The sequence below is a fragment of the Phenylobacterium sp. genome (genome assembly GCF_965229015.1).
GTDB lineage: Bacteria > Pseudomonadota > Alphaproteobacteria > Caulobacterales > Caulobacteraceae > Phenylobacterium.
The window spans coordinates 40,885-62,165 of sequence record NZ_CBDDIM010000002.1 but is presented as its reverse complement, the minus strand read 5'-3'; the positions used below and the strand labels follow the sequence as shown (position 1 = coordinate 62,165).

At 69.3% G+C, this 21,281-nt stretch carries 23 protein-coding genes; 11 read left to right on the top strand and 12 right to left on the bottom strand.

Translation table 11 applies throughout. The features are described from left to right. Positions 1-3 precede the first annotated feature (3 nt). Together hisB and ACO06I_RS16490 are read right to left on the bottom strand one after the other, a co-directional pair. Complete coding sequence (hisB, locus tag ACO06I_RS16495; RefSeq protein ID WP_421933709.1) at positions 4-594, bottom strand: imidazoleglycerol-phosphate dehydratase HisB; 591 nt, start codon at positions 592-594, stop codon at positions 4-6. 4 nt (positions 595-598) lie between these two features. Then, positions 599-1,588 carry an adenosine kinase gene (locus ACO06I_RS16490; RefSeq protein WP_421933708.1) on the bottom strand — a complete coding sequence of 330 codons (990 nt, stop codon included), beginning with the start codon at positions 1,586-1,588 and terminating at the stop codon, positions 599-601. An 86-nt stretch (positions 1,589-1,674) separates the two neighbouring features. Between ACO06I_RS16490 and ACO06I_RS16485 the strand changes: the two genes are divergently transcribed. The 3 genes from ACO06I_RS16485 to ACO06I_RS16475 all read left to right on the top strand — a co-directional run bounded on the left by ACO06I_RS16485 (position 1,675) and on the right by ACO06I_RS16475 (position 3,397). Further along, the gene (locus ACO06I_RS16485) at positions 1,675-2,232 is read left to right on the top strand and encodes a DUF6886 family protein (RefSeq protein WP_421933707.1); all 558 of its coding nucleotides are present in this window, start codon (positions 1,675-1,677) and stop codon (positions 2,230-2,232) included. A gap of 45 nt (positions 2,233-2,277) precedes the next feature. After that, the gene (locus tag ACO06I_RS16480; RefSeq protein WP_421933706.1) at positions 2,278-2,514 is read left to right on the top strand and encodes a hypothetical protein; all 237 of its coding nucleotides are present in this window, start codon (positions 2,278-2,280) and stop codon (positions 2,512-2,514) included. 76 nt (positions 2,515-2,590) lie between these two features. Then, on the top strand, positions 2,591-3,397 hold the full coding sequence (locus tag ACO06I_RS16475) for a peptidylprolyl isomerase (protein WP_421933705.1): 807 nt from the start codon (positions 2,591-2,593) through the stop codon (positions 3,395-3,397). Here the strand turns inward: ACO06I_RS16475 and nth are convergent. After that, positions 3,394-4,071: an endonuclease III gene (gene nth, locus ACO06I_RS16470; RefSeq protein ID WP_421933704.1), complete on the bottom strand. Its 678-nt coding sequence runs from the start codon at positions 4,069-4,071 to the stop codon at positions 3,394-3,396. The two genes, ACO06I_RS16475 and nth, sit on opposite strands and share 4 nt — an antisense overlap. 111 nt (positions 4,072-4,182) lie before the next feature. Here nth and ACO06I_RS16465 point away from each other — a divergent pair, with 111 nt between their 5' ends. Continuing rightward, complete coding sequence (locus ACO06I_RS16465; RefSeq protein WP_421933703.1) at positions 4,183-4,638, top strand: DUF2244 domain-containing protein; 456 nt, start codon at positions 4,183-4,185, stop codon at positions 4,636-4,638. 4 nt (positions 4,639-4,642) lie between these two features. On the opposite strand, the gene hslU is transcribed toward ACO06I_RS16465, so the two are convergent. Next, positions 4,643-5,941 carry an ATP-dependent protease ATPase subunit HslU gene (gene hslU / locus ACO06I_RS16460; protein WP_421933702.1) on the bottom strand — a complete coding sequence of 433 codons (1,299 nt, stop codon included), beginning with the start codon at positions 5,939-5,941 and terminating at the stop codon, positions 4,643-4,645. Between the two features lie 112 nt (positions 5,942-6,053). Between hslU and ACO06I_RS16455 the strand changes: the two genes are divergently transcribed. Beyond that, the gene (locus ACO06I_RS16455; protein WP_421933701.1) at positions 6,054-6,431 is read left to right on the top strand and encodes an iron chaperone; all 378 of its coding nucleotides are present in this window, start codon (positions 6,054-6,056) and stop codon (positions 6,429-6,431) included. Here ACO06I_RS16455 and ACO06I_RS16450 read toward each other — a convergent pair. After that, positions 6,428-7,270, bottom strand: a complete 843-nt coding sequence (locus ACO06I_RS16450; RefSeq protein ID WP_421933700.1) for a DUF4440 domain-containing protein — start codon at positions 7,268-7,270, stop codon at positions 6,428-6,430. The two genes, ACO06I_RS16455 and ACO06I_RS16450, sit on opposite strands and share 4 nt — an antisense overlap. Before the next feature lie 138 nt (positions 7,271-7,408). Then, positions 7,409-7,963 carry an ATP-dependent protease subunit HslV gene (gene hslV, locus ACO06I_RS16445; RefSeq protein WP_421933699.1) on the bottom strand — a complete coding sequence of 185 codons (555 nt, stop codon included), beginning with the start codon at positions 7,961-7,963 and terminating at the stop codon, positions 7,409-7,411. Positions 7,964-8,004: 41 nt separating this feature from the next. On the opposite strand from hslV, the gene ACO06I_RS16440 reads away from it, so the two are divergent. Next, positions 8,005-8,757, top strand: coding sequence for a HesA/MoeB/ThiF family protein (locus ACO06I_RS16440; RefSeq protein ID WP_421933698.1), 753 nt, complete (start codon positions 8,005-8,007; stop codon positions 8,755-8,757). 36 nt (positions 8,758-8,793) lie between these two features. Here ACO06I_RS16440 and ACO06I_RS16435 read toward each other — a convergent pair whose 3' ends face one another. From ACO06I_RS16435 to ACO06I_RS16425, 3 genes are all read right to left on the bottom strand, one after another. Then, the gene (locus ACO06I_RS16435; protein WP_421933697.1) at positions 8,794-10,785 is read right to left on the bottom strand and encodes an alpha/beta hydrolase family protein; all 1,992 of its coding nucleotides are present in this window, start codon (positions 10,783-10,785) and stop codon (positions 8,794-8,796) included. 86 nt (positions 10,786-10,871) lie between these two features. Then, a complete protein-coding gene (locus ACO06I_RS16430; RefSeq protein WP_421933696.1) occupies positions 10,872-12,866 on the bottom strand; it encodes an alpha/beta hydrolase family protein in 1,995 nt (664 codons plus the stop codon). 59 nt (positions 12,867-12,925) lie between these two features. Further along, positions 12,926-13,912, bottom strand: a complete 987-nt coding sequence (locus ACO06I_RS16425) for a 2-hydroxyacid dehydrogenase (RefSeq protein ID WP_421933695.1) — start codon at positions 13,910-13,912, stop codon at positions 12,926-12,928. A gap of 113 nt (positions 13,913-14,025) precedes the next feature. On the opposite strand from ACO06I_RS16425, the gene ACO06I_RS16420 reads away from it, so the two are divergent. From ACO06I_RS16420 to ACO06I_RS16400, 5 genes are read left to right on the top strand one after another with little or no spacing between them, the layout of a single operon-like run. Continuing rightward, positions 14,026-14,541 (top strand): SH3 domain-containing protein, encoded by a 516-nt coding sequence (locus ACO06I_RS16420; RefSeq protein WP_421933694.1) that lies wholly within the window; start codon positions 14,026-14,028, stop codon positions 14,539-14,541. A 59-nt stretch (positions 14,542-14,600) separates the two neighbouring features. Continuing rightward, complete coding sequence (fabA, locus tag ACO06I_RS16415) at positions 14,601-15,116, top strand: 3-hydroxyacyl-[acyl-carrier-protein] dehydratase FabA (protein WP_421933693.1); 516 nt, start codon at positions 14,601-14,603, stop codon at positions 15,114-15,116. Between the two features lie 31 nt (positions 15,117-15,147). Next, positions 15,148-16,359, top strand: coding sequence for a beta-ketoacyl-ACP synthase I (gene fabB / locus ACO06I_RS16410; protein WP_421933692.1), 1,212 nt, complete (start codon positions 15,148-15,150; stop codon positions 16,357-16,359). A gap of 4 nt (positions 16,360-16,363) precedes the next feature. Beyond that, positions 16,364-16,822: a GNAT family N-acetyltransferase gene (locus ACO06I_RS16405; RefSeq protein ID WP_421933691.1), complete on the top strand. Its 459-nt coding sequence runs from the start codon at positions 16,364-16,366 to the stop codon at positions 16,820-16,822. A gap of 11 nt (positions 16,823-16,833) precedes the next feature. Then, positions 16,834-17,652 carry an enoyl-ACP reductase FabI gene (locus tag ACO06I_RS16400; RefSeq protein WP_421933690.1) on the top strand — a complete coding sequence of 273 codons (819 nt, stop codon included), beginning with the start codon at positions 16,834-16,836 and terminating at the stop codon, positions 17,650-17,652. A 168-nt stretch (positions 17,653-17,820) separates the two neighbouring features. On the opposite strand, the gene ACO06I_RS16395 is transcribed toward ACO06I_RS16400, so the two are convergent. The 3 genes from ACO06I_RS16395 to ACO06I_RS16385 are packed head-to-tail and all read right to left on the bottom strand — an operon-like array spanning position 17,821 to position 21,161. Then, positions 17,821-18,429 (bottom strand): TetR/AcrR family transcriptional regulator, encoded by a 609-nt coding sequence (locus tag ACO06I_RS16395; protein ID WP_421933689.1) that lies wholly within the window; start codon positions 18,427-18,429, stop codon positions 17,821-17,823. Then, on the bottom strand, positions 18,429-20,048 hold the full coding sequence (locus ACO06I_RS16390; protein ID WP_421933688.1) for a DHA2 family efflux MFS transporter permease subunit: 1,620 nt from the start codon (positions 20,046-20,048) through the stop codon (positions 18,429-18,431). Before ACO06I_RS16390 ends, ACO06I_RS16395 begins: the two co-directional genes overlap by 1 nt. A gap of 9 nt (positions 20,049-20,057) precedes the next feature. Further along, positions 20,058-21,161, bottom strand: coding sequence for an HlyD family secretion protein (locus tag ACO06I_RS16385; RefSeq protein WP_421933687.1), 1,104 nt, complete (start codon positions 21,159-21,161; stop codon positions 20,058-20,060). Positions 21,162-21,281: the final 120 nt, after the last annotated feature.

Sequence of the window (21,281 nt, the reverse complement as noted above, 5' to 3'; positions counted from 1 at the left end):
ATCCTACAGGACGCCCTTGGTCGATGGCGCGTGACCATGGGTCTTGGGGTCGAGTTCGACGGCGGCGCGCAGGGCGCGGGCCAGGGCCTTGAAGCCGCTCTCGGCGATGTGGTGGCTGTTGTCGCCGTACAGGGTCTCCAGATGCACGCAGGCGCCCAGGTTCATGGCGAAGGCGTGGTGGAATTCCTTGAACAGCTCGGTGTCGAACTCGCCGATCTTCGGGGTCTTGAAGGCCACCTTCCAGATCAGATACGGGCGATTGCAGAGGTCGAGGGCGCAACGCGTCAGGGTTTCGTCCATCGGGACATAGGCGTGGCCGAAGCGATAGATGCCCTTGAAGCCGTCCAGCGCCTGCCTGATCGCCTGACCGATCACGATCCCGGTGTCTTCCACCGTGTGGTGAAAGTCGATGTGCAGGTCGCCCTTGGTGCGGACGTATAGGTCGATCCCGCTGAATCGCGCGAGACCGTCCAGCATGTGGTCAAAGAAGCCGATGCCGGTTTCGACATCGGACACCCCGGAGCCGTCCAGATCCACGCGAACCGTGATCTGGGTCTCTTTCGTATTGCGGACGACTTCGGCCGTGCGGGCCATGGGCTTAGAGTCCTTTCGACGCCGCCAGGTCCTGCAGATTGACCAGGGGACGCGGGCCGTAGTGCGAGATCACTTCCGACGCCGCCAGCGAGCCGAGCTGGCCGCAGACATTCAGCGGCCGGCCCTTGGCGAGACCGAACATGAAACCGGCTGCGTATTGGTCGCCCGCGCCGGTCGTGTCCACGACTTTTTCCACCGGATAGGCCGAAACGTCGAAGGTCTGGCCGGCCGCGGCGATGGTGGAGCCGGCCGCGCCGCGGGTGACGGCGGCGATCTTCACCTTGCCGCGCATCTGGGCCATGGCGTCGTTGAAATCGTCGGTCTGGAACATCGCCATCAGCTCGGTGTCGTTGGCGAAGACCAGGTCCACCTGGCTCTCGATGAAGCCCAGCAGGGCCTCGCGGTGGCGCTCCACCACGAACCCGTCCGACAGGGTGATGGCGATCATGCGCCCCGAGCCCCGGGCCAGGCCCGCGGCCTTGGCGAAGGCGCGCCGCGCGGCCTCGGCGTCGAACAGGTAGCCCTCGAGATAGACGATCTTGGCGGCCTCGATCACCGCCGGATCGACATCGTCGGCGGCGAACTCGGTCGAGGCGCCCAGATAGGTGCACATGGTGCGCTCGCCGTCGGGGGTGACGTTGATCAGCGAGCGGGCCGTGGCCGGGCCGCCCAGCAGGGGCGGGGTGTCGAAGTGGGCGCCGATGGCGCGCATGTCGTGGGCGAAGACGTCGCCCAGCTGGTCCTTGGCCACCTTGCCCAGATAGGCCGCCCGGCCGCCGAAGCTGGCGACCCCGGCGATGGTGTTGCCGGCCGAACCGCCGGAGGCCTCGATGCCCGCGGCCATCTTGCCGTAGAGCTCCACGCCGCGCGCTTCGTCGATCAGCATCATGGCGCCCTTGTCGAGGGCGTTGGCGGAGAGGAAGTCGTCGGTCGCCGGGGCGATCACATCGACGATGGCGTTGCCGATGGCGGCGACGTCGTAGAGTTCGGTCATTGGGCTTTCCGGGGAAACGTTGGCGGGCTGACTACAGGGAAAGACAAGCTTGAGCAACGCGGGCGGGGCTTTAGACAGGATCTGGCATGCGGCTTTTTCACTTCAGCGACGATCCGGGCATCGAATGCTTTGTTCCCAGGCCCGTGCGGGTTCCCTCGGCGCGGCCGCCGGGGCGGGACTGGCTGAACGGCCCGCTGGTCTGGGCGATCGACGAGACGACCCAGCCGCTCTACTTCTTCCCCCGCGACTGCCCGCGCATCCTGCTGTGGGAAACCCCGGCCACCACACCGGCCGACCGCCAGCGGTGGTTCGGAGCCAGCGCCGCCCGGATGATCGCCCATGTGGAGTGGGCCTGGCTCGAGCGCCTGAAACGCGAAACCCTTTACCGCTACGAACTGCCCTCCGAGACCTTCGAGGACCTGGCTGACGCCGGCATGTGGGTCTCGCGCCGGGCGGTGACGCCCCTGGCGGTCGAGACCCTCACCGACCTGCCGGCCATGATGGCCGCCCACGGGGTGGAGCTGCGCTTGGTGGAGAGCCTGGTTCCCTTGCGGCCCGTCTGGTCCAGCAGCCTCCACGCCAGTGGCGTCCGGCTGCGGCATGCTCAAGGTTGGGCGGCAACCGGCGAGCGGCCCGCACGTTAGGTCGGAACGGCGGCGCAACCGCCATCAGTTCAAGAGGACCGGCACATGGGCATTCTCAATCAAGCCAAGGGCGCCGAGCGCGCGGCCAGCGACAAACAGAGCGTGAAGGAGGCCGAGGTCCCCCACGCCCGCAAGGTGACCCCCCTGAAGGACGGCGAGAAGCCCGACCAGCTGGCCGACAAGGAACACGAGGCCGAAGACCGCCAGGAAGCCCTGCTGGACGAAGGCCTCGAGGAGAGCTTCCCGGGCAGCGACCCGGTGAGCGTCAAGCGCATCACCTGACCGAAACTCCCGCCCAGGGCCGGTCCCTCAAAAGATCGGCTTGGCGCGGGGCGGCGGAGAAGCTTCACTGGGTCGCATGATCCGCAAGTTCTCCGCCGCCCTTTGCGCGTTCGCCCTGATGGGCGCCGCCCCCGCCAGCGACTGGCGGCCCCTCGATCCCGAAGACACGCTGGTGATCGACACCACCCAAGGCCGCGTCATCGTGGCCATGGCCCCGGCCATGGCGCCGCAGTCGGTGGCCCGGGTGAAGCTGCTGGCCCGCGAGGGTGTCTATGACGGCCTGCAATTCCATCGGGTGATCGAGGGCTTCGTCGACCAGACCGGCAATCCCAACAACCGGGACGGCGGGGTCTCCAGCCACCCCGACCTGCCGCCGGAATTCACCTTCAAGCTGAAGATCGCCGACTATCTGGCGGTCAGCGCGCCGTCGGACGCCACCACCGGCTTCCTCGGCGCGGTCCCGATCCAGACCGTGTCGGGCCAGGAGGCGGCGCGCAGCACCGACGGGACCATCCGCGCCTGGGGCGCCTATTGCCCCGGCGTGGCCGGCATGGGCCGGCAGGCGGCCGACGACACCGGCAATAGCGAGATCTTCTTCATGCGGGCCGCCAGCCGCCGGCTCGACCGCGACTATTCGGTCTGGGGCCGGGTGGTCTCGGGCCTGGATGTGGTGCGGCTGATCAAGGTGGGCGAGCCCCCCGCCGATCCCGACAGGATGCTGAAGGTGCGGGTCGCCGCCGACATCCCCGCCGCCGAGCGGCCCCGGGTCTCGATCCTCAACGACCGCAGCCCCGCCTTCCGCACCCTGGTGCGCCAGGTTCGCATCGCCAAGGGCGCCGACTTCTCCATCTGCGACGTCGAGCTGCCGGTGAAGCTGGACTAGACGAACAGCTTCCGGGAGGGACAGAGGTCGGCGAGAGGGCAGTCCTCGCACTTCGGCCGCCGCGCCAGGCAGGTATAGCGGCCGTGCAGGATCAGCCAGTGGTGGGCGCGGGTCAGGTAGGGCTCGGGGACGATGGCCATCAGGTCGGCCTCCACCTGGTCCGGCGTCTTGCCCTCCGACAGCTTCAGGCGATGGGCGACGCGGAAGACGTGGGTGTCCACGGCGATGGCCGGCTCGATCCGCAGCTCGTTGAGCACCACGCTGGCGGTCTTGCGCCCGACGCCGGGCAGGGCCTGGAGGGCCACCCGGTCCAGGGGCACCTCGCCGCCGTGCTGGTCGATGAGGATGCGGGCCGTGGCGATGACGTTCTTGGCCTTGGTGCGGAAGAGGCCGATGGACGCGATGTAGGGGATCAGCCCCTCCTCCCCGAGCGCCAGCATCTTCTGCGGGGTGTCGGCGGCGGCGAACAGTTTCCGGGTGGCCTTGTTCACCGAGACGTCGGTGGCCTGGGCCGAAAGGGCCACGGCGGTCACCAGCTCGTAGGGGCTGGCGTATTCCAGTTCGGTGCGGGGATCGTCGCTGAGGCTGATGAAGCGATGAAAAATTTCCGCGATCCGCGCCTGTTCGGCGGGGCTGAGGCATTTTCGGGTCGGGGCGTTGGGGGTCTTGGCCATGGCCGACCATCGCCCGCTCCGGGCCGCTTCGCCAAGCGTCCCTGCACGTGGGGCCTGTTTGGAGGTCCGCAAATCGCCTAGCGTGCCCGGGCTATGGACGATGTCGTTTTCATGGACGCCGAAATCAGGCCCAACCGGAGCCTGTCGCAGCGCGGCTTCATGGTGCTGATCACGGTGGTGACGGTGCTCAACTGCGCCTCGGCGGCCATCTTCCTCTCCATGGGCGCGGTCTTAGTGCCGATGTTCCTGGGCCTGGACCTGGCCGCCATCGTGGTGGCCTTCCTGGCCAGCTACGCCGCGGCCAAGCAGATCGAGCGGGTGCGGGTCACCGACCGCCGGGTCCAGGTGTTCCAGGAGACGCCGAAGATGAGCAAGCTGCTGTGGGAAAGCCCCACGGCCTTCACCCGCGTCACCCTGCTGACCGAGGATGACCACGCCATCGACCTGCGCCTGGCCCTCTCGGGCAAGGAGGCCCCAGTGGCCCGCGCGCTCAGCCCCTCCGAACGCGCCGAGTTCGCCAAGGCCCTGGAGGGCGCCATCTACAACGCCCGGCGGGCGCGGTTCTGAGCTGTTAGAGTATGAACCGCGAGAGGTCGGCGTCCTTGGCCAGGTCGCCGACATGGGCCTTCACATAGTCCGCGTCGATGCTGATGGCCTCGCCTGAGCGGTCCGAGGCGGTGAAGCTGATCTCCTCCAGCACCTTTTCCAGGATGGTCTGCAGCCGCCGCGCGCCGATGTTCTCCACCGAGCCGTTCACCGCCACGGCGGCGTCGGCCAGGGCGTCGATGGCCTCGTCGGTGAAGGTGAGCGTCACGCCCTCGGTGGCCAGCAGGGCCTGGTGCTGGACGATCAGGTTGGCCTCGGGCTCGGTGAGGATGCGGCGCATGTCGTCGCGGGTGAGCGCCTTCAGCTCCACCCGGATCGGCAGCCGCCCCTGAAGTTCGGGCAGCAGGTCCGAGGGCTTGGCCACGTGGAAGGCGCCCGAGGCGATGAACAGCACGTGGTCGGTCTTCACCGGGCCATGCTTGGTGGAGACGGTGGTGCCCTCGATCAGGGGCAGCAGGTCGCGCTGCACCCCTTCGCGGGAGACGTCGGCGCCGCCGGAGCGTTCGCGGCTGGAGGCCACCTTGTCGATCTCGTCGAGGAAGACGATCCCCTGGTTCTCGGCCAGCTCGATGGCCTCCTGGGTCAGGGCCTCCTGGTCCAGCAGCTTGTCGCTTTCCTCCTGGATCAAGGGAGAGTGGGCTGCAGCAACGGTGGTCTTGTGGGTCTTGGTGCGGCCGCCGAAGGCCTTGCCCATCATCTCGGAGAGATTGAGCATGCCCATGTTCGGCTGGCCGGGGATCTCGAACATGCCGCCGCCGCCGGTGTCGGCCAGGGTCAGCTCCACCTCCTTGTCGTCCAGCTCCCCGGTCCGCAGCTTCTTGCGGAAGCTTTCGCGGGCGGCCGTGGAGCCGGGGCCGGTGAGGGCGTCGAGGATACGCTCCTCGGCCGCGGCCTCGGCCTTGGCGCGGACGGCGGCGCGGCGCTTCTCGCGCACCATGGAAAGCGCGATCTCCACCAGGTCGCGGACGATCTGGTCCACGTCGCGGCCCACATAGCCGACCTCTGTGAACTTGGTGGCCTCCACCTTCAGGAAGGGGGCCTGGGCCAGGCGAGCCAGGCGCCGCGCGATCTCGGTCTTGCCCACCCCGGTGGGGCCGATCAGCAGGATGTTCTTCGGCGTCACCTCGTCGCGAAGGGCCTCGGGGACGCGCCGGCGACGCCAGCGGTTGCGCAGGGCGACGGCCACGGCCTTCTTGGCCTCGGGGTGACCGACGATGAAGCGGTCGAGTTCGGAGACGATTTCGCGCGGTGAGAATTCGGTCATTGCGCCGTTAGATAGGTACGATTTGCGCGGTTCAAGCCGAAGCGGCGGGGCCGAGTCGGATTCCGCGCCGCGGCGGCGTCCTTTGGCCAGAAGCGAAGACTGGAGACCCGAAATGCCGGCCCCCGCCAATACCGACGCCTACCTCGCCACCCTGCCGCAAGCCCAGCGCGAGGCCCTGCAGACCCTGCGCCGCCAGATCCTCGCCGCCGCCCCGGACGCCGTCGAGTGCATCAGCTACGGCATGCCGGCGGTGCGCCGGCACGGGGTGCTGGTCTGGTTCGCGGCGGCCAAGGGCCATTGCGGCTTCTACCCCGGCGGCCAGGTGGAGGCGTTCGCCGACCGCCTGACCGGCTATCAGACCAGCAAGGGCGCCATCCGCTTCCAGCCGGAGAAACCCTTGCCGCCGGAGCTGGTGGCCGACATCGTCGCGCGGCGGATCGAACAGGATGACGCCGCCGCCGCGGCCCGCGCCGCCAGGAAGAAGCGCTAGGTCTTGGGCGGCGAGGCCAGGATCTCGTCGAACACCAGGACCCAGCCCTTGGGCCGCAATTGCCAGACCCGCACATAGTGGCCCTGGCGGTCCTTGCCGTCCCGCACCCAGGTCGCCTCGCCATAGGTCCAGGCGAGGTCCCCCGCCGCCGAGGCCTCGCCCCCCAGGGTCGGGCCGAAGGTCATCTGGGCGGGGCGGGTGGCCAGTTCGGCGGCCTGGGCGGCCGGGCCATTGCCGGGCGCGGCGGGCGAGCCCACCACCCGGCCGTCGGCGGCCAGCACCGCCTTATAGGCCGCCGCCGTGTCGGTCCGGACGGCGGCGTTCAAGGCCGCCTCGGCCTTGCGCACATCGGCGAAGGCGGACTCGGGATATTTCCCCTTGGTGGTGGAGACCGGCAGATAGGCCGGCGGCGACCCCTGGGGCAGGGCGCCGGCGGTGCTGGAGGGGGCGCCGCCATCGAAGACCCATTTCCAGCCGCCGTCGGCCTGTTTCTTCCAGACGGTGAAATAGTATGCGCCCGGCTTGCCGTCATAGGTCGAGGGGCCGGTGGTGAAGCCGAGGTCGCCGGACCGCGCGATCCCCGCCCACAGGGGCCACCACACCAGGGGCGGGCCGCCCTGGTCGGCGGGGCGGGACGGGAACAGCTCGTGGACCTTGCGCACACCCGGGGCGAACAGGATCGCCTCGGGGGCCGAATGCTTGAGGAAGGAATCGCGGATACCCAGGGCCAGGCCGTCGACGGCGAAGGCCCGCTCGGCGGCCACCACCGGGGCGGGGTCGGCGGCCAGGGCTGGCGTGGCGGCCAGGGCCAGCAGGGCGAAGAGGGCGACTTTGGACATTGGCGGAAGCTCCCCAGCTTTTCGCCGTAGCTAGGCCCCTGCTCCATCAACCCTCAAGTGAAGGATTGGACAGAACCCAACCAAGTCATCCCGGGCGGAGCGCCCGGCTCTGCGGCCCTTGGTCGGGATGACGGGCTCTTACAGCACTTCCACGGTCAGATTGCCGTTGGTGTAGACGCAGATCCTGGCGGCGATCCCCATGGCCCGGCGGGCCAGGTCGTCGGCGGTGCGGTCGGTCTCCATCAGGGCCAGGGCCGCGGCCAGGGCGTAGTTGCCTCCCGAACCGATGGCCGCCACCCCGGTTTCCGGCTCCAGCACGTCGCCGGCCCCGGTGACGGTGAAGATATTGTCCTTGTCGGCCACCAGCAGCATGGCCTCCAGCCGCCGCAGATAGCGGTCGGTGCGCCAGTCCTTGGCCAGGTCGACGCAGGCCCGGGCCAGCTGGTCGGGATACTGCTCCAGCTTGGCCTCCAGCCGCTCGATCAGGGTCAGCGCGTCGGCGGTGGCGCCGGCGAAGCCCGCGATCACCTTGCCGCCGGCCAGCTTGCGCACCTTGCGCGCATTGCCCTTGACGATGGTCTGGCCCATCGACACCTGTCCGTCGCCGGCGATGACGGTCTGTCCGTCCTTGCGTACGGCCAGGATGGTGGTCCCATGCCAGTCGGGGAAGTTGGTCGGGTCAGCCTGTGTCATGCTGGCCGATGTGAGCAGGCGAAGGGTCTAGGTCAAGGACGATGAGTTTTTCCGACGACGAGGTCGAGCGCTACGCCCGCCACCTGGTGCTGCGCGAAGTGGGGGGACCGGGCCAGCAGCGGCTGAAGGCGGCCCGAGTGCTGATCGTCGGCGCCGGCGGGCTCGGCGCGCCGGCCGCCCTCTACCTGGCCGCCGCAGGGGTCGGGACCCTGGTCCTGGTCGACCCCGACAAGGTCGACGTCTCAAACCTGCAGCGGCAGGTGATCTATTCGCAGGGCGATGTCGGCCGCTGCAAGGTGGAGGCGGCCGCCGACCGGCTGCAGGCGCTCAACCCCCACGTCCACGTCGAGCGTGTCCCGGTTCACCTTGAAGAGGCCAATGCGCGCGCCCTGGTCCGCGGCTGCGACCTGGTGCTGGACGGCACCGACGACTTCGCCACTCGGTTCACCGTCAACGCCGCCTGCGTGGCCGAGCACGTGACCCTGGTCTCCGGCGCCATCGGCCGCTGGACCGGCCAGGTGGGCGTGTTCCGGCGCGCCCCCTGCTATCGCTGCCTGGTGCCGGAGATCCCCCCCGAGGCCGAGACCTGCTCCGCCGTGGGCGTGGTGGGGGCGCTCGCCGGGGTCGTCGGCTCGATGATGGCGCTCGAGGCCATCAAGATCCTGACCGGCGCCGGCGATCCGCTGGCCGGCCGGCTGCTGATCTATGACGCCCTGTCGGCCGAGACCCGCACCGTCAGGATCGGCGCCGATCCCGACTGCGAGGTCTGTGGGGGGCATGGACTTCGGACGTGACGGGCGCCCGCCGCGTCCACTCCGGGCTGACACGCCCTAGGCCAAGGCCTTGCCCAGGAAGGCCACGCACCGCTTGAGCACGTCGAGCTCCATCTCCGGCTCCCAGCCGCTGTGCCCGGCGTCGCGCAGGGTCACCAGTTCCGACGACTTCCCCGCGCCCTTCAGGGCCTGGGCCATCATCCGTGACTGGGCCACCGCCACCACCGTGTCGTCCAGGCCGTGGATCAGCAGCACCGGCGCCTTGATTTCCGCCGCTCGCCGGCGGGGGGACGCGGCCGCCAGCCGCGCCGCGTCGGTCTTCGGATCGCCGATCCGCCGCACCCAAAGCTGGTAGATCGGCGAATCCAGGCCGTCCTGACGTTCGTCCTCCAGGATCTCCGGCAGATCGCTGACCCCGGCGATGGAGATGGCCGCGCGATAGAGCTCGGGCCGCCGCACGGCGCCCATCAGGGCGGCGTAGCCGCCATAGCTGGCGCCGCAGATGGCCACGCGCTTGGGATCGGCGCGGCCCGAAGCCAGGACCTGGGCCACGGCGTCCTCCACGTCCTCCTGCATGCGGTCGCCCCAGTGGCCCTCCCCGGCCTGGGCGAAGGCGCGGCCATAGCCGCCCGAGCCGCGGAAGTTGGGTTTCAGCACCAACCAGCCCTGAGCGGCGAAGGCCTGGGCGTAGAGATCGTAGTCATAGCCGTCGCGAACCTCGGGTCCTCCGTGCGGCATCACCACCAGGGGCCGGGGACCCGCGGCGCGGGGCACGGTGAGATAGGCCCGGATGGTGGTCCCGTCCCGGGTCGTCACGTCCATTGGCTCGACCGTGGCCAGGGCTCCTTCGGTCAGCCAGGGCTTCCCCAGCGAGAGGGGGCTCAGCTTTCTGGCGGCCAGATCATAGAGGCAGTAGAGCGAGTACATCCCCGGTCCGCTGGCGCGGATCAGCAGTCGGTTGTGGTCGCGGCTGATATCCACGAGCCCCACATTCTGCTTGCGGCCCAGGAACGCCTCGATGCCGCGGAAATGGCTGGCCAGGGCCGGATCGGCGAAGACATAGGCCAGTCGGTCCTCGACATAGCTGGCGGCGACGAACCGGCGCTGGTCGTCGATCAGGGCGTCCTCGATGTCGCGGCCGGGCCGCTCCGCCACGGTGGCGCCATAGGTCAGGGTGCGCATGTCGAACTCGCGCAGGACGGCGGCCTGGCCCGTGTCGCCCCGGGTCACCACATAGAAGGCGCCTGGCGTGGGCGACGCCCCGACGATCTCGAAGTCCGGCTTGAGCCATTCCGTCTTCAGGATCATGCGGCGCACGAATTTCCAGGCGGTGTCCTGGGGGCCGCGCCAGTAGAGCATGGCCGCTGTGCCGCGGTTGTTGCTGTCCCAGCGCAGCACCGGCTTCCCGCCCTGGGTCATCCAGTGGAAGGTCCCCGAGACGCCCCGGTCCACCTGGGTTCCCTCGCCGGTGAGGACGTCCACCCGGTAGAGGCAGAGAGCCTCCGAGCCGGGCGGATAGAGGGCCATCAGGATGTGGCCCGGGTCGTCGGGCAGGAGATCGATCACGCGGCCCCCGTCGAAATTGTACCGCAGGTAGCCCTTCTGGGCGGCGAACATCATCACCGGCGGCTCATTGCCCAGGCCCACCGAGAGCAGGCGCCGGACGCTCATGTTCAGCTTGCGCCCCATGAAGCTGCCGGTGGGGACATAGTCCTCGTCGGCTTTCAGCACGACGGAGATCAGCAGCCGCTCATTGTTGGCCCACTGGATGGCGTAGACATCAAGATCGCCCACCACCACCCGCCGGGGCGGCGCCTTGGGATCGGCGGCGCGGATCAGATGCACATAGGCCACGCGGACGTCGCCCTCACGCTGCTCCCGCAGGATGGCGATCTGCTCACCGTCGGGGGACAGGGCCGCCCCGATGGTGGTGGGGGAACGGACCAGGGCCTCCAGACTGGGCGGGACCGGGGCGTCGGCCGCCAGGCTCGCATTGGCCAGGACGAGCGGAACCATGCCGGCCGCCAGGGCCGCTCGCCTTGTGATCATCTTCCAACCCCCCGACAACTCTCGGTAGGCTGGTCGCCGGAAGCTTCGCCGTCAAGTCCCGGGCCTTGAGCGCCCGAAGCGCCCGATCAGATATATTTGGCGATGAACTTGGCCGACTGGGTCACCACGGTGGTCCAGGTCGAATCCTGCCAATCGTTGTGGTCTTCGCCCTTCAACGGCACGTATTCGCAGCCTTTGCCGGCGGCGAACAGGGCGTCGGCCATGGTCTTCGACTGGCTGGGCGGGACGGTGCTGTCCTCGGTGCCGTGCATCAGCAGGACCGGCGCCTTGATCTCGGCCGCCCGCCGGGCGGGCGAACTGCGCACGAGCGTGGCCTGGTCGCTCCTGGGGTCGCCGATGGTCGTCAGCCAATAGGCGTAGGAGAGCGAGTCCGCGCCGTCTTCCCGCCGCTTGGTGGCCATCAGGGTCGGCAAGTCCGAGACTCCCGCGATGGAAACAGCGGCCTTGTAGAGGTCCGGCTTGCGGACCGCCCCCATGAGGGCGGCGTAGCCACCGTAGCTGGCGCCCAGGATCGCCAGCCGCTTGGGGTCGGCGCGGCCGAGGCCGACGACGTGGGCCACGGCGTCCTCGACGTCGTCCTGCATCAGGTCCCCCCATCGGCGGCGGCCGGCGTCGGCGAAGGCGCGGCCGAGCCCGCCGGACCCCCGGAAGTTGGGCTGCAAGACCAGCCAGCCCTGGGCGGCGAAGGCCTGGACCATGAAGTCATAGTCGTAGTTGTCCCGCAGCTCCGGCCCGCCGTGCGGCATGACCAGCATGGGCAGGGGCCCCCCGGGAGCATTGATCGGTGTCGAGAGATAGGCGGTGAGGGACGCGCCGTCGCGGGTCTTGACCTTCAGCGCCTCCATGCCGGCCAGACGCTCGGGCGGCAGCCAGGGGAAGCGGTCGCCTATGGCCTCCACGGCCCGCTTGCCGGTGTCGTACATGTAGAAGGCGCCGGCGTCCTTGGGTCCCGTGACGTTGAGCAGGAACCGGGTGTGGGCCAGGTTCATGTCGTACAGCTGGACGTTGCAGGTGTTGCCGAAATAGCTGTTCACGCCCCGGAAGTGGGCGGCCAGCTTCGGGTCGAGGAACTGGTATTCGATGCGGTCCTCGCGGTAGGCGGTGGCCAGCAGCTTCAGGTCTTCGTCGATGATCGCCAGTTCGATATCCCGCGACGGGTGCTGAGCCACCACCTCGCCGAACTGCATCGTGGCGATGTCGAAGGTGCGCAGGACCCGCGCATCTTCTCCCTCACGCACCTGGGACACCAGGAAGACGCCGGGCTTGGGGGTGGGGCCGGCGACATCGAAGTCCGGAAGCTTCTTGAGTTCGTTCCTTCGGGCCTTGCGGATCAGCTTCCATCCCGTCTCGCCGGGGGCGCGGCCCTGTATGCTGACCGTGCCCGGGGAGTTGGAGTCGAAGCGCATCATCGGCACGCCCCGCTGGGTCAGCCAGAAGTCGGTGGAGGTGACTCCCAGCTCCACGAGCTCCGACTGGCCGGTGTGCATGTCCACCTTCTGCAGGGACCAGGCCTCGCGCCGGCCGTCCCAGATCTGCATCAGGATGTGCCGGGGATCGTCCCACATGTAGTCCACCACCCGGGACACATCGAACTGCGACCTGAGCACCTTGGCCTGGTCGGCGAACAGCATGAGCGGATTGGAGCCGTCCACGCCGATGGCGATGATCCGGCGCAGCGGATAGGGCAGGAATAGGCCGTAGAAGCTGAAGCCGTAGGGCTCTCCCGAGGCCGACTTCCACATGTTGATCGTGACCAGCAGGCGGTCGTTGCTGCCCCATTCCACCGTCTTGACGTCGTGCTCGCCGATGACCACGCGGACCGGCGCGGCCGAGCCGTCCACCCGGGTCAGCACCACGACGGCCTTTTCCTTCTTGCCCTCGGTCTGCTTGCGCAGGATGGCGACCCGCTCTCCGTCCGGCGACAGCGCGGCGTCCAGCACGCTTGCGCCGCGCAGCAGTTCCTCGAGGGTGGGTGGCGTCGGCGCGGCCGCCTGCGCCGCCCTGACGCCCAGCCAAGGCAAGACCGCGCCGGCCGCCAGCGCGCTACGTCTCGTGATCACAGAAAGCCCCCGAACAACCCAGGATAGGGTTCAGGCCCGGGCCCAGTCCGTCAAGACCCTTAGAGCATCGAGGTCAGCACCCGGTCCGGGGGCTTATGCCCGTCCATCCAGGTCTTGATGTTGATGATCACCTTCTCGCCCATCTCGGTGCGGGCCTCCACCGTGGCCGAGCCCAGGTGGGGCAGGAGGACGGCGTTGGAGAGCTTGAGCAGCTTGGGATTGATCGCCGGTTCGAACTCGAAGACGTCCAGGCCCGCCCCGCCGATCTCGCCCTTGGCCAGCTGATCGGCGAGCGCGCCCTCGTCGATGATCTCGCCGCGGGCGGTGTTCACCAGGATGGCGTGAGGCTGCATCAGCTTCAGCCGGCGCGCCGACAGCAGGTGATAGGTGGCCGGCGTGTGCGGGCAGTTGACCGAGATGATGTCCATCCGCGCCAGCATCTGGTCGAGGCTTTCCCAGTAGGTGGCCTCCAGGTCCTCGGCGATGCGGGGGCTGACCGGCTTGCGGTTGTGATAGTGGATCTGCATGCCGAAGGCCCTGGCCCGGCGCGCCACGGCCTGGCCGATGCGGCCCATGCCGATAATTCCTAACCGTTTTCCGGAGATCCGCCGGCCCATCATCCAGGTGGGCGCCCAGCCGGTGAAGCCCCCGGCCTGGGCCACATTGGCCCCCTCCACGATGCGGCGGGAGACCGCCATCATCAGGGCGAGCGTCAGGTCGGCGGTGTCCTCGGTGAGCACGCCGGGGGTGTTGGTGACGCTGATGCCGCGCGCATTGGCGGCGGCCACGTCGATATGGTCCACCCCGGCCCCAAAATTGGCGATCAGCTTCAACTGCTCCCCGGCCTGGGACAGGATGTCGGCGTCCAGCTTGTCGGTGATGGTGGGGACGATGACGTCGGCGGTCTGCACCGCCGCGATCAGGGCGGCGCGGTCCAGGGGCTCGTCGTTCAGGTTGAGCTGGGTGTCGAACAGTTCCCGCAGCCGTGTCTCCACGGGATCCGGAAGCCTGCGCGTGACGATGACTTTGGGCTTTCGGGCGGGCATGGGCGGTTTCGCGGAACTCGAAAAAGGGCGTGCGGCGCGCGGGTGACTGGCGCGTCGTGAGATGAACCTCTAGCAAAGGGCATATGAGCGGCCAAGGCGAGGCGGAAACGGCGATGAGCGCGCGGGCGTGGGCGCCGCTTTTGACGGCGGCCCTGTTCTGGGCCCTGGGCGCGGCCCAGACGATGGCGGCCGCCGACCGTCCGACGCCGTCGGGTTTCCCGGTGCCCCGCTATGTTTCCTTGAAATTCAACGAGGTGAACGCGCGGTCCGGCCCCGGGGACGATCATCGCCTGCTCTGGGTCTATCACGCCCGCGACCTGCCGGTGCAGGTGGTGGCCGAGAACACCGAATGGCGCCGGATCTGCGATCCCGAGCACGGCATGGCCTGGGTTCACCGGCGCACCACCGACGGCCGGCGCACGGTGATGCGGATCAAGCCGGCCCCCCTGGCCCTGCGCGGCGGGCCCAAGGCCAACGCCCCGGTGCACGCGATTTTGAACGCCCGGGCCCTGGCCGCGTTGGTCCGGTGCGACAGCAAGGGTTGGTGCAAGGTCCGCGTCGACGGCGTCTCGGGCTGGGCCCCGGCCGCCGAACTCTGGGGAACCGACGACCGCCCGCAATGCCGTTGAGCGACGCGGCCGGCTCTGATAGGCCCTGACCCCACTTTTGAAGCCGGAAGGCGAACTGCATGACCACGGGCGTGAAGGCCAAGGACAACTACAGCTTCGAAGATCTCATGGCGTGCGCGCGCGGTGAGATGTTCGGGCCGGGCAACGCCCAGCTTCCGGCGCCGCCGATGCTGCTGTTCGACCGCATGACCAAGATCACCGACGAGGGCGGCGATCATGGCAAGGGTTTCATCGAAGCCGAATTCGACATCAATCCGGGCCTCTGGTTCTTTGATTGCCACTTCATCGGCGACCCGGTCATGCCCGGCAGCCTGGGGCTGGACGCCCTGTGGCAGCTGGTGGGCTTCTATCTCGGCTGGATCGGCGGCAAGGGCCGCGGCCGCGCCCTGGGCTGTGGCGAGGTGAAGTTCGGCGGCGAGGTGACCCCGAACATCAAGAAGGTCACCTACAAGATTCAGATGAAGCGCGTCATCAACCGCCGTCTCGTCATGGGGATCGGCGACGGCGTGCTGGAAGCGGACGGGGTTCCTATCTACTGGGCGCAGGATCTCCGCGTCGGTCTCTACCAACGGTAACGGTAAAAGCCGTCCGGATCTGGGAGCAAACATGCGTCGCGTCGTCGTCACCGGTATCGGTATCGTCTCCTCCATTGGCGCCAACGCCAATGAGGTCCTCGCCTCGCTGCACGAGGCCAAGTCGGGGATCTCCTTCGCCCCGGACTATGCGGAGCTCGGCTTCCGCAGCCAGGTCCAGGCCAAGCCCGACGTGGACTGGGAATCCATGGTGGACCGCCGTGCGGCCCGCTTCCTGGCCCAGGGCACCGGTTTCGCCCACATCGCCATGGAGCAGGTGATCGCCGACTCGGGCCTCGAGGAGGCCGATGTCTCCAATGTGCGCACCGGCCTGATCGTCGGCTCGGGCGGCCCCTCCACCCGGTCCATCATCGAGGCGGCGGAAACCGCCAAGACCCGTGGTCCCAAGCGGGTCGGCCCCTTCGCCGTGCCCAAGGCCATGAGCTCGGGCCCCTCGGCGACCCTGTCGACCTGGTTCAAGATCAAGGGCCTGAACTTCTCCATCTCCTCGGCCTGCGCCACCTCCACCCACTGCATCGGGGTCGGCTACGAGCAGATCCTGATGGGCAAGCAGGACGTGGTCTTCGCCGGGGGCACCGAGGAGCTGGACTGGACCCTCAGCGTGCTCTTCGACGCCATGGGCGCCATGAGCTCCAACTTCAACGAGACCCCGGCGGTGGCCAGCCGCGCCTATGACGCGGCCCGCGACGGCTTCGTGATCGCCGGCGGCGCGGGCATCGTGGTGCTGGAGGAGTACGAGCACGCCAAGGCCCGCGGGGCCAAGATCTATGGCGAGATCCTCGGCTACGCCGCCAATTCCGACGGCTTCGACATGGTCGCCCCCTCGGGCGAGGGCGCCGCGCGCTGCATGAACCTGGCCATGGCCGATCTCGGCGGCCGCAAGATCGACTATCTGAACCCGCACGGCACCTCGACGCCGGTGGGCGACCTCAAGGAGATGGAGGCCGTGCGTTCGGTGTTCGGGGACAAGGCGCCCTACATCTCGTCCACCAAGTCCCTCACCGGCCACAGCCTGGGGGCCGCCGGCGCCCAGGAGGCGATCTATTCGCTGCTGATGCTCAACAACGGCTTCCTGGCCGAGAGCGCCCACATCGAGAACCTTGACCCCGCCTTCGCCGACCTGCCGATCCTGCGTAAGCGCCTGGACCAGCAGGTGGAGACCGTGATGTCCAACAGCTTCGGCTTCGGCGGCACCAACGGCTGCCTGGTGATGGGGCGGGTCTAGGGGCTTGGGCGCCCCGCTCTTCCGTCCCGCCCGCCGGCAGGATGTGGCGCGGATCGTCCAGCTGCTGGCCGACGATCCCCTGGGCTCGGGCCGCGAGCGGTTCGAGGAGCCCCTGCCCGAGACTTACTACGCCGCCTTCGACCGGATCGAGGCCAGCGACGGTAATATCTTAACCGTCGCGGAGCTGGACGGGGCCGTCGTGGGCTGCCTGCAGTTGACCTTCATCCCCGGCCTCTCCAACCAGGGCGCCGACCTGGCCCTTCTCGAGGGGGTGCGCGTGGACACCGCCCTGCGCAGCCAGGGCCTGGGCGCGCAGCTCATCGCCTGGGCCCTGGACGCCGCCCGCGCGCGGGGTTGCCAGGCCGTGGAGCTCTTCACCCACAGGAGCCGCGTCGACGCCCACCGGTTCTACGATCGGCTGGGGTTCGAGCAGAGCCATGTGGGCTACCGGATCAAGCTGTAGAGGAGGCGATCGTGGCCGAGGACTATGACCTGCCCAGGGGCGACCTGATGAAGGGCAAGAAGGGCGTCGTCATCGGCGTCGCCAACCACCAGTCGATCGCCTGGGGCATCGCCGCCCAGCTGGCCGCCCAGGGCGCGGAGCTGGCCTTCCTGCACCTGCCGGGCATGGAGCGCCGGGTCCAGCCGCTCGCCGACTCGATCGGTGTCACGACCGTCCTGCCGGTGGACGTCACCGACGACGCCCAGATGGACACGGCCTTCGCCGGGGTCGAGGCGGCCTTGGGGACCCTGGACTTCTTCGTCCACTCCATCGCCTTCGCCCCCCGCGACGAGATCAGGGGCTCCTTCGTGGAGAATACCACCCGGGCGGGCTTCCTCCAGGCGATGGATATCTCGGTTTACAGCTTCGTCGACTGCGCCCGCCGCGCCTCGCGGCTGATGCCGGACGGCGGCTCGATCATCTGCATGACCTATCTGGGCGCCGAGCGGGTGATCCCCAACTACAACACCATGGGCGTGGCCAAGGCGGGCCTGGAGGCGGCCACCCGCTACGCCGCCCGCGACCTGGGCCCCGGCAAGATCCGGGTCAACGCCATCTCGGCCGGCGCCATGCGCACCCTGTCCCTGGCCGGCATCGCCGGCGGCCGCGAGAAGCTCTCCCAGGGCCGCGCCATGTCGGCCCTGAAGGAGGACACCTCCATGGAGGGCGTGGCCGGGACGGCGCTGTGGCTGCTGTCGGACCTCGGCCGCTCCACCACCGGCGAGGTGGTCCATGTCGACGCCGGCTTCCACATGATCGGCCTGCCCGACGATTTCGGGGCGGAGGCTTAGGCGACGCCAATTCAACGCGTGTCATCCCGGTTGCAGCGCGAAGCGCGGAAGGCCGGGACCCAGATGCGCGGGGCGTGCCGGAGAGATCGATGAATCTGGGTCCCGGACAAGCCCTGCGGGCTTTCCGGGATGACACCTGTTGGGTCGTGGGGGCCGTGGCCCCCTCTCTCAGACCGAATAGGCCCGCAGGAAGCGCCGCGCGGCCTCGGCGGCGATGTGGTCGATCTGGGGCTCTGTGAGACCCCGGTCGACCCCCAGCAGCTCGGCCAGCTGGTAGGTGCCGGCCACCATGCCGCCGAAGAACTCCGCGGCCTGGGCCGGGTCGTCTGCGGCCAGGCGCCCGGCGGCGGTCTCCCGGGTCAGGAAGGCGGCCAGGCGGGCGCGCGACGCCTTGGGCCCGGCCTCGAACACGGCGCGCGCCACCTCCGGCGCCTCGCCGGCGCCCTGGATGTAGAGCCGCATCAGGGCGGTGGCGCGGGGATTGACCAGGGCCTGCAGCATGATCCTGGCGAAGCCGGCCAGGGCCTCCTCGGGATGCTCGTCGGCGCCGGGCATCTCCAGCGGGGCGGTGATGTCGGTCACCCGGCGCTCCACCAGGGCGGCGATCAGCTCGGCCTTGGAGCCGTAGTGATTGTAGATGGTCTGCTTGGAGACCCCGGCGCGGCGGGCGATCTCCTCCATGGAGGCGGCCAGGCCGCGTTCGGCCAGGACGCCGATGGCGGCGTCCAGGATGGCCTCGCCCTTGGCCAGGTCGATCTGTCCGGCGATCCGCGGCATCAGTGGCCCCCGCCGCCGGGGGGCGTCTGCGGGACGGCCGGCGCCGGCTTGGCCAGCAGGGCCAGGCCGATGGCGACGACGCAGCCGGCGGTCAGGAACATGAAGACATCGGCGAAGGCCATGACCAGGGCCTCGCGCCGCAGCATCATCCCCATCAGTTTTCGCATGCCGCCCTCGGGATCCAGGGCGCCGGAGGCCTGCATCATGGCGGTGAACTGGGTCATCATGGTCTGGGCCTCGAGGCTGCCGCTGTTCAGCGAGGCCGAGAGCTCGGCCAGGTGGACGGCGCTCATATGGGCCAGGATGGTGGTCACCATGGCCAGGCCCACGGCCCCGCCGATGTTGCGGATCAGGTTCAGCAGTCCCGAACCGTCTTTCATCAGGGTGAGCGGCAGGGTGGAGATGCTCATCTGGGAGGCGGCGATCATGGCGATCATCGCCCCCAGGCCCCGGCAGATCTGCAGCACCAGGAACTCGTTGAAGCCCCAGTCGGCGCCGACGTGCAGACCTTGGCCCAGCCCGATCCCCACCAGGGAAAAGCCCAGCACCAGGCCGATCCGCAGGTCCATCGTGCGGATCACCCGTCCCGCGATGGGGGCGGCCAGGAACATGGTCAGGCCCGAGACCAGCATGGTGGTGCCCACCTGACCGGGGGAATAGCCGCGGATCTGGGCCAGGTAGAGGGGCAGGACGAAGGTGCCGGAATAGAGGCTCATCCCGGAGACGAAGTTCATCACCGTGCCGAGCGCGAAGTTGCGGTCGGTGAAGGGGGCCAGGGAGACGATGGGCTGGCGATAGGTCAGCTGCCGCCACGTGAAGGCCGCCCCGGCCAGCACCGACAGGACGGTGAGCCAGAGGATCTTGTCGTCCTTCAGCCAGCCGTCGCCCGCGCCCTCCTCCAGCACGTACTGCATGCTGAGCAGGAAGGCCGCCATCAGCACCAGGCCGGTCCAGTCGATCCCCTTGGCCAGGGAGGGGTCGCCCTTGTCGAAATTGGCGTAGCGGCCCACCAGGAACAGGGAGAGCAGGCCCGGAATGACGTTGATGTAGAACAGCCACCGCCAGCCCAGGGCCTCGGTCAGGTGGCCGCCGATGGTGGGGCCCACCGTGGGCGCCAGGGTGACGATCAGGCCCACCACCACATTGGCGGTCACCCGGCGCTCGATGGGGAAGACGGTCATGGCCGCGGAGAAGACCTGGGGGATCATGGCGCCGCCCGCCAGGCCCTGCAGGGCGCGGGTGACGATCATCATCTCGAAGGTGGTGGAGAGGCCCGTGAGGATCGAGGCCGCGACGAAGGTCACGGTGGCGGCCATGAAGAAGGGCCGCGTGCCCCACATCTTGGAGAAGTAGGCGGTGAGCGGGATCATCACCACCTCGGCCAGCAGGTAGATGGTCTGCACCCAGCTGATCTCGTCGGAGCTGGCGCCGACCCCGGCCTGGATCTGCGAGAGCGACGAGGCGACGATCTGGACGTCCAGCACGGCCATGAACTGGCCGATCACCATGCCGCCGAAGCCCAGGAAGACCTTCAGCCAGTCGATCTCGCCGGCCTTGGTCAGGTGGCCGCCGGGGGGCGCCGGCTGCGGCGGGCGGTCGATGGCGGCGGCGTCGGCCACGGCGGGCGCCTAGCGCGAGACGCCGCGGCGGGCGAGCTCGGTGTCCGGCGTGGCGTCGGCGAAGCCCTGGCCGGTGTCCTGCCGCACGTCCACCTTGACCGCCACCGACAGGCCCGGCCGCAGGGCGCCGGCCAGGGGCTCCTTGGCGTCGACGGCGATCTTCACCGGCAGGCGCTGGGCGATCTTGGTGAAGTTGCCGACGGCGTTCTCCACCGGGATCAGGGCGAACTCCGACCCCGTGGCCGGGGCGAAGCTGTCGATGTGGCCGCGAATGGTCTGGCGGCCGAAAGCGTCGGCGCGGATCTCCACCGGCTGGCCGACCCGCAGGCGCGAGACCTGGGTCTCCTTGAAGTTGGCCACCACATAGGCCTGGCCGAGGGGCACGATGCTCATCAGGGCCGAGCCTGGCCGGACATACTGGCCCGGCCGCACCGACTTGGCGCCCACGACCCCGGCGACCGGGGCGCGGATCTCGGTGCGGGAGACCTCGATGCGGGCGGCGTCGACCGCGGCGTGGGCGGCCTGGGCCTGGGCGAGGGTCTGGGCCCGCGCCGAGCCCAGGGCCGCGGCGGCGCGGCGCTCGGCCTCCAGGGTGGCCTGGGCCTGGGCGACCCCGGCCACGGCGGTGCTGGCGGCGGCCTTGGCCGACTGGGCCCGCTGCGGCGAGACCCAGCCCTGTTGGGCGAGCGCGCCATAGCGGTTGAGCTCGGAGGCGGCCATCTGGGCCTGGGCGTGGGCGGAATCCACCCCGGCCGCCTTCTGGGCGATCATGGCGGTCTCCAGGGCCGACTTGTCGTCCACCCCCTGCACGGCGGCGTCCAGGGCCTGGGCGTTGGCGACGGCCTCGGCGAGCCTGGCCTGCAGGGCGGCGGCGTCCAGCCGGACCACCACCTGGCCGGCGGCGACCCTCTGGTTGTCCTCCACCAGAACCTGGGCGACATAGCCGTCCACCTGGGGGGCCACCACCACCTTGTCGGCGGCGATGAAGGCGTTGTCGGTGGACTCGTAGCGCTGCTTGCCGGTCCACCAGATACCGCCGCCGACGATCAGGGCCAGGGCCACCACTCCGCCCACGGCGAGGGGGACAAGTCGGGATCTCGGCAAGCCAGCCATTGGTGAAGCCCCCGCAAACCTGGACGCACGGGTCCAAGAAACAGCAGACAGGCGCCGCGCCAGCTTGGCAACGGATAAATGGACGCATCCGTCCAAAAAACAGGCGCCCCGGTGGAGGGG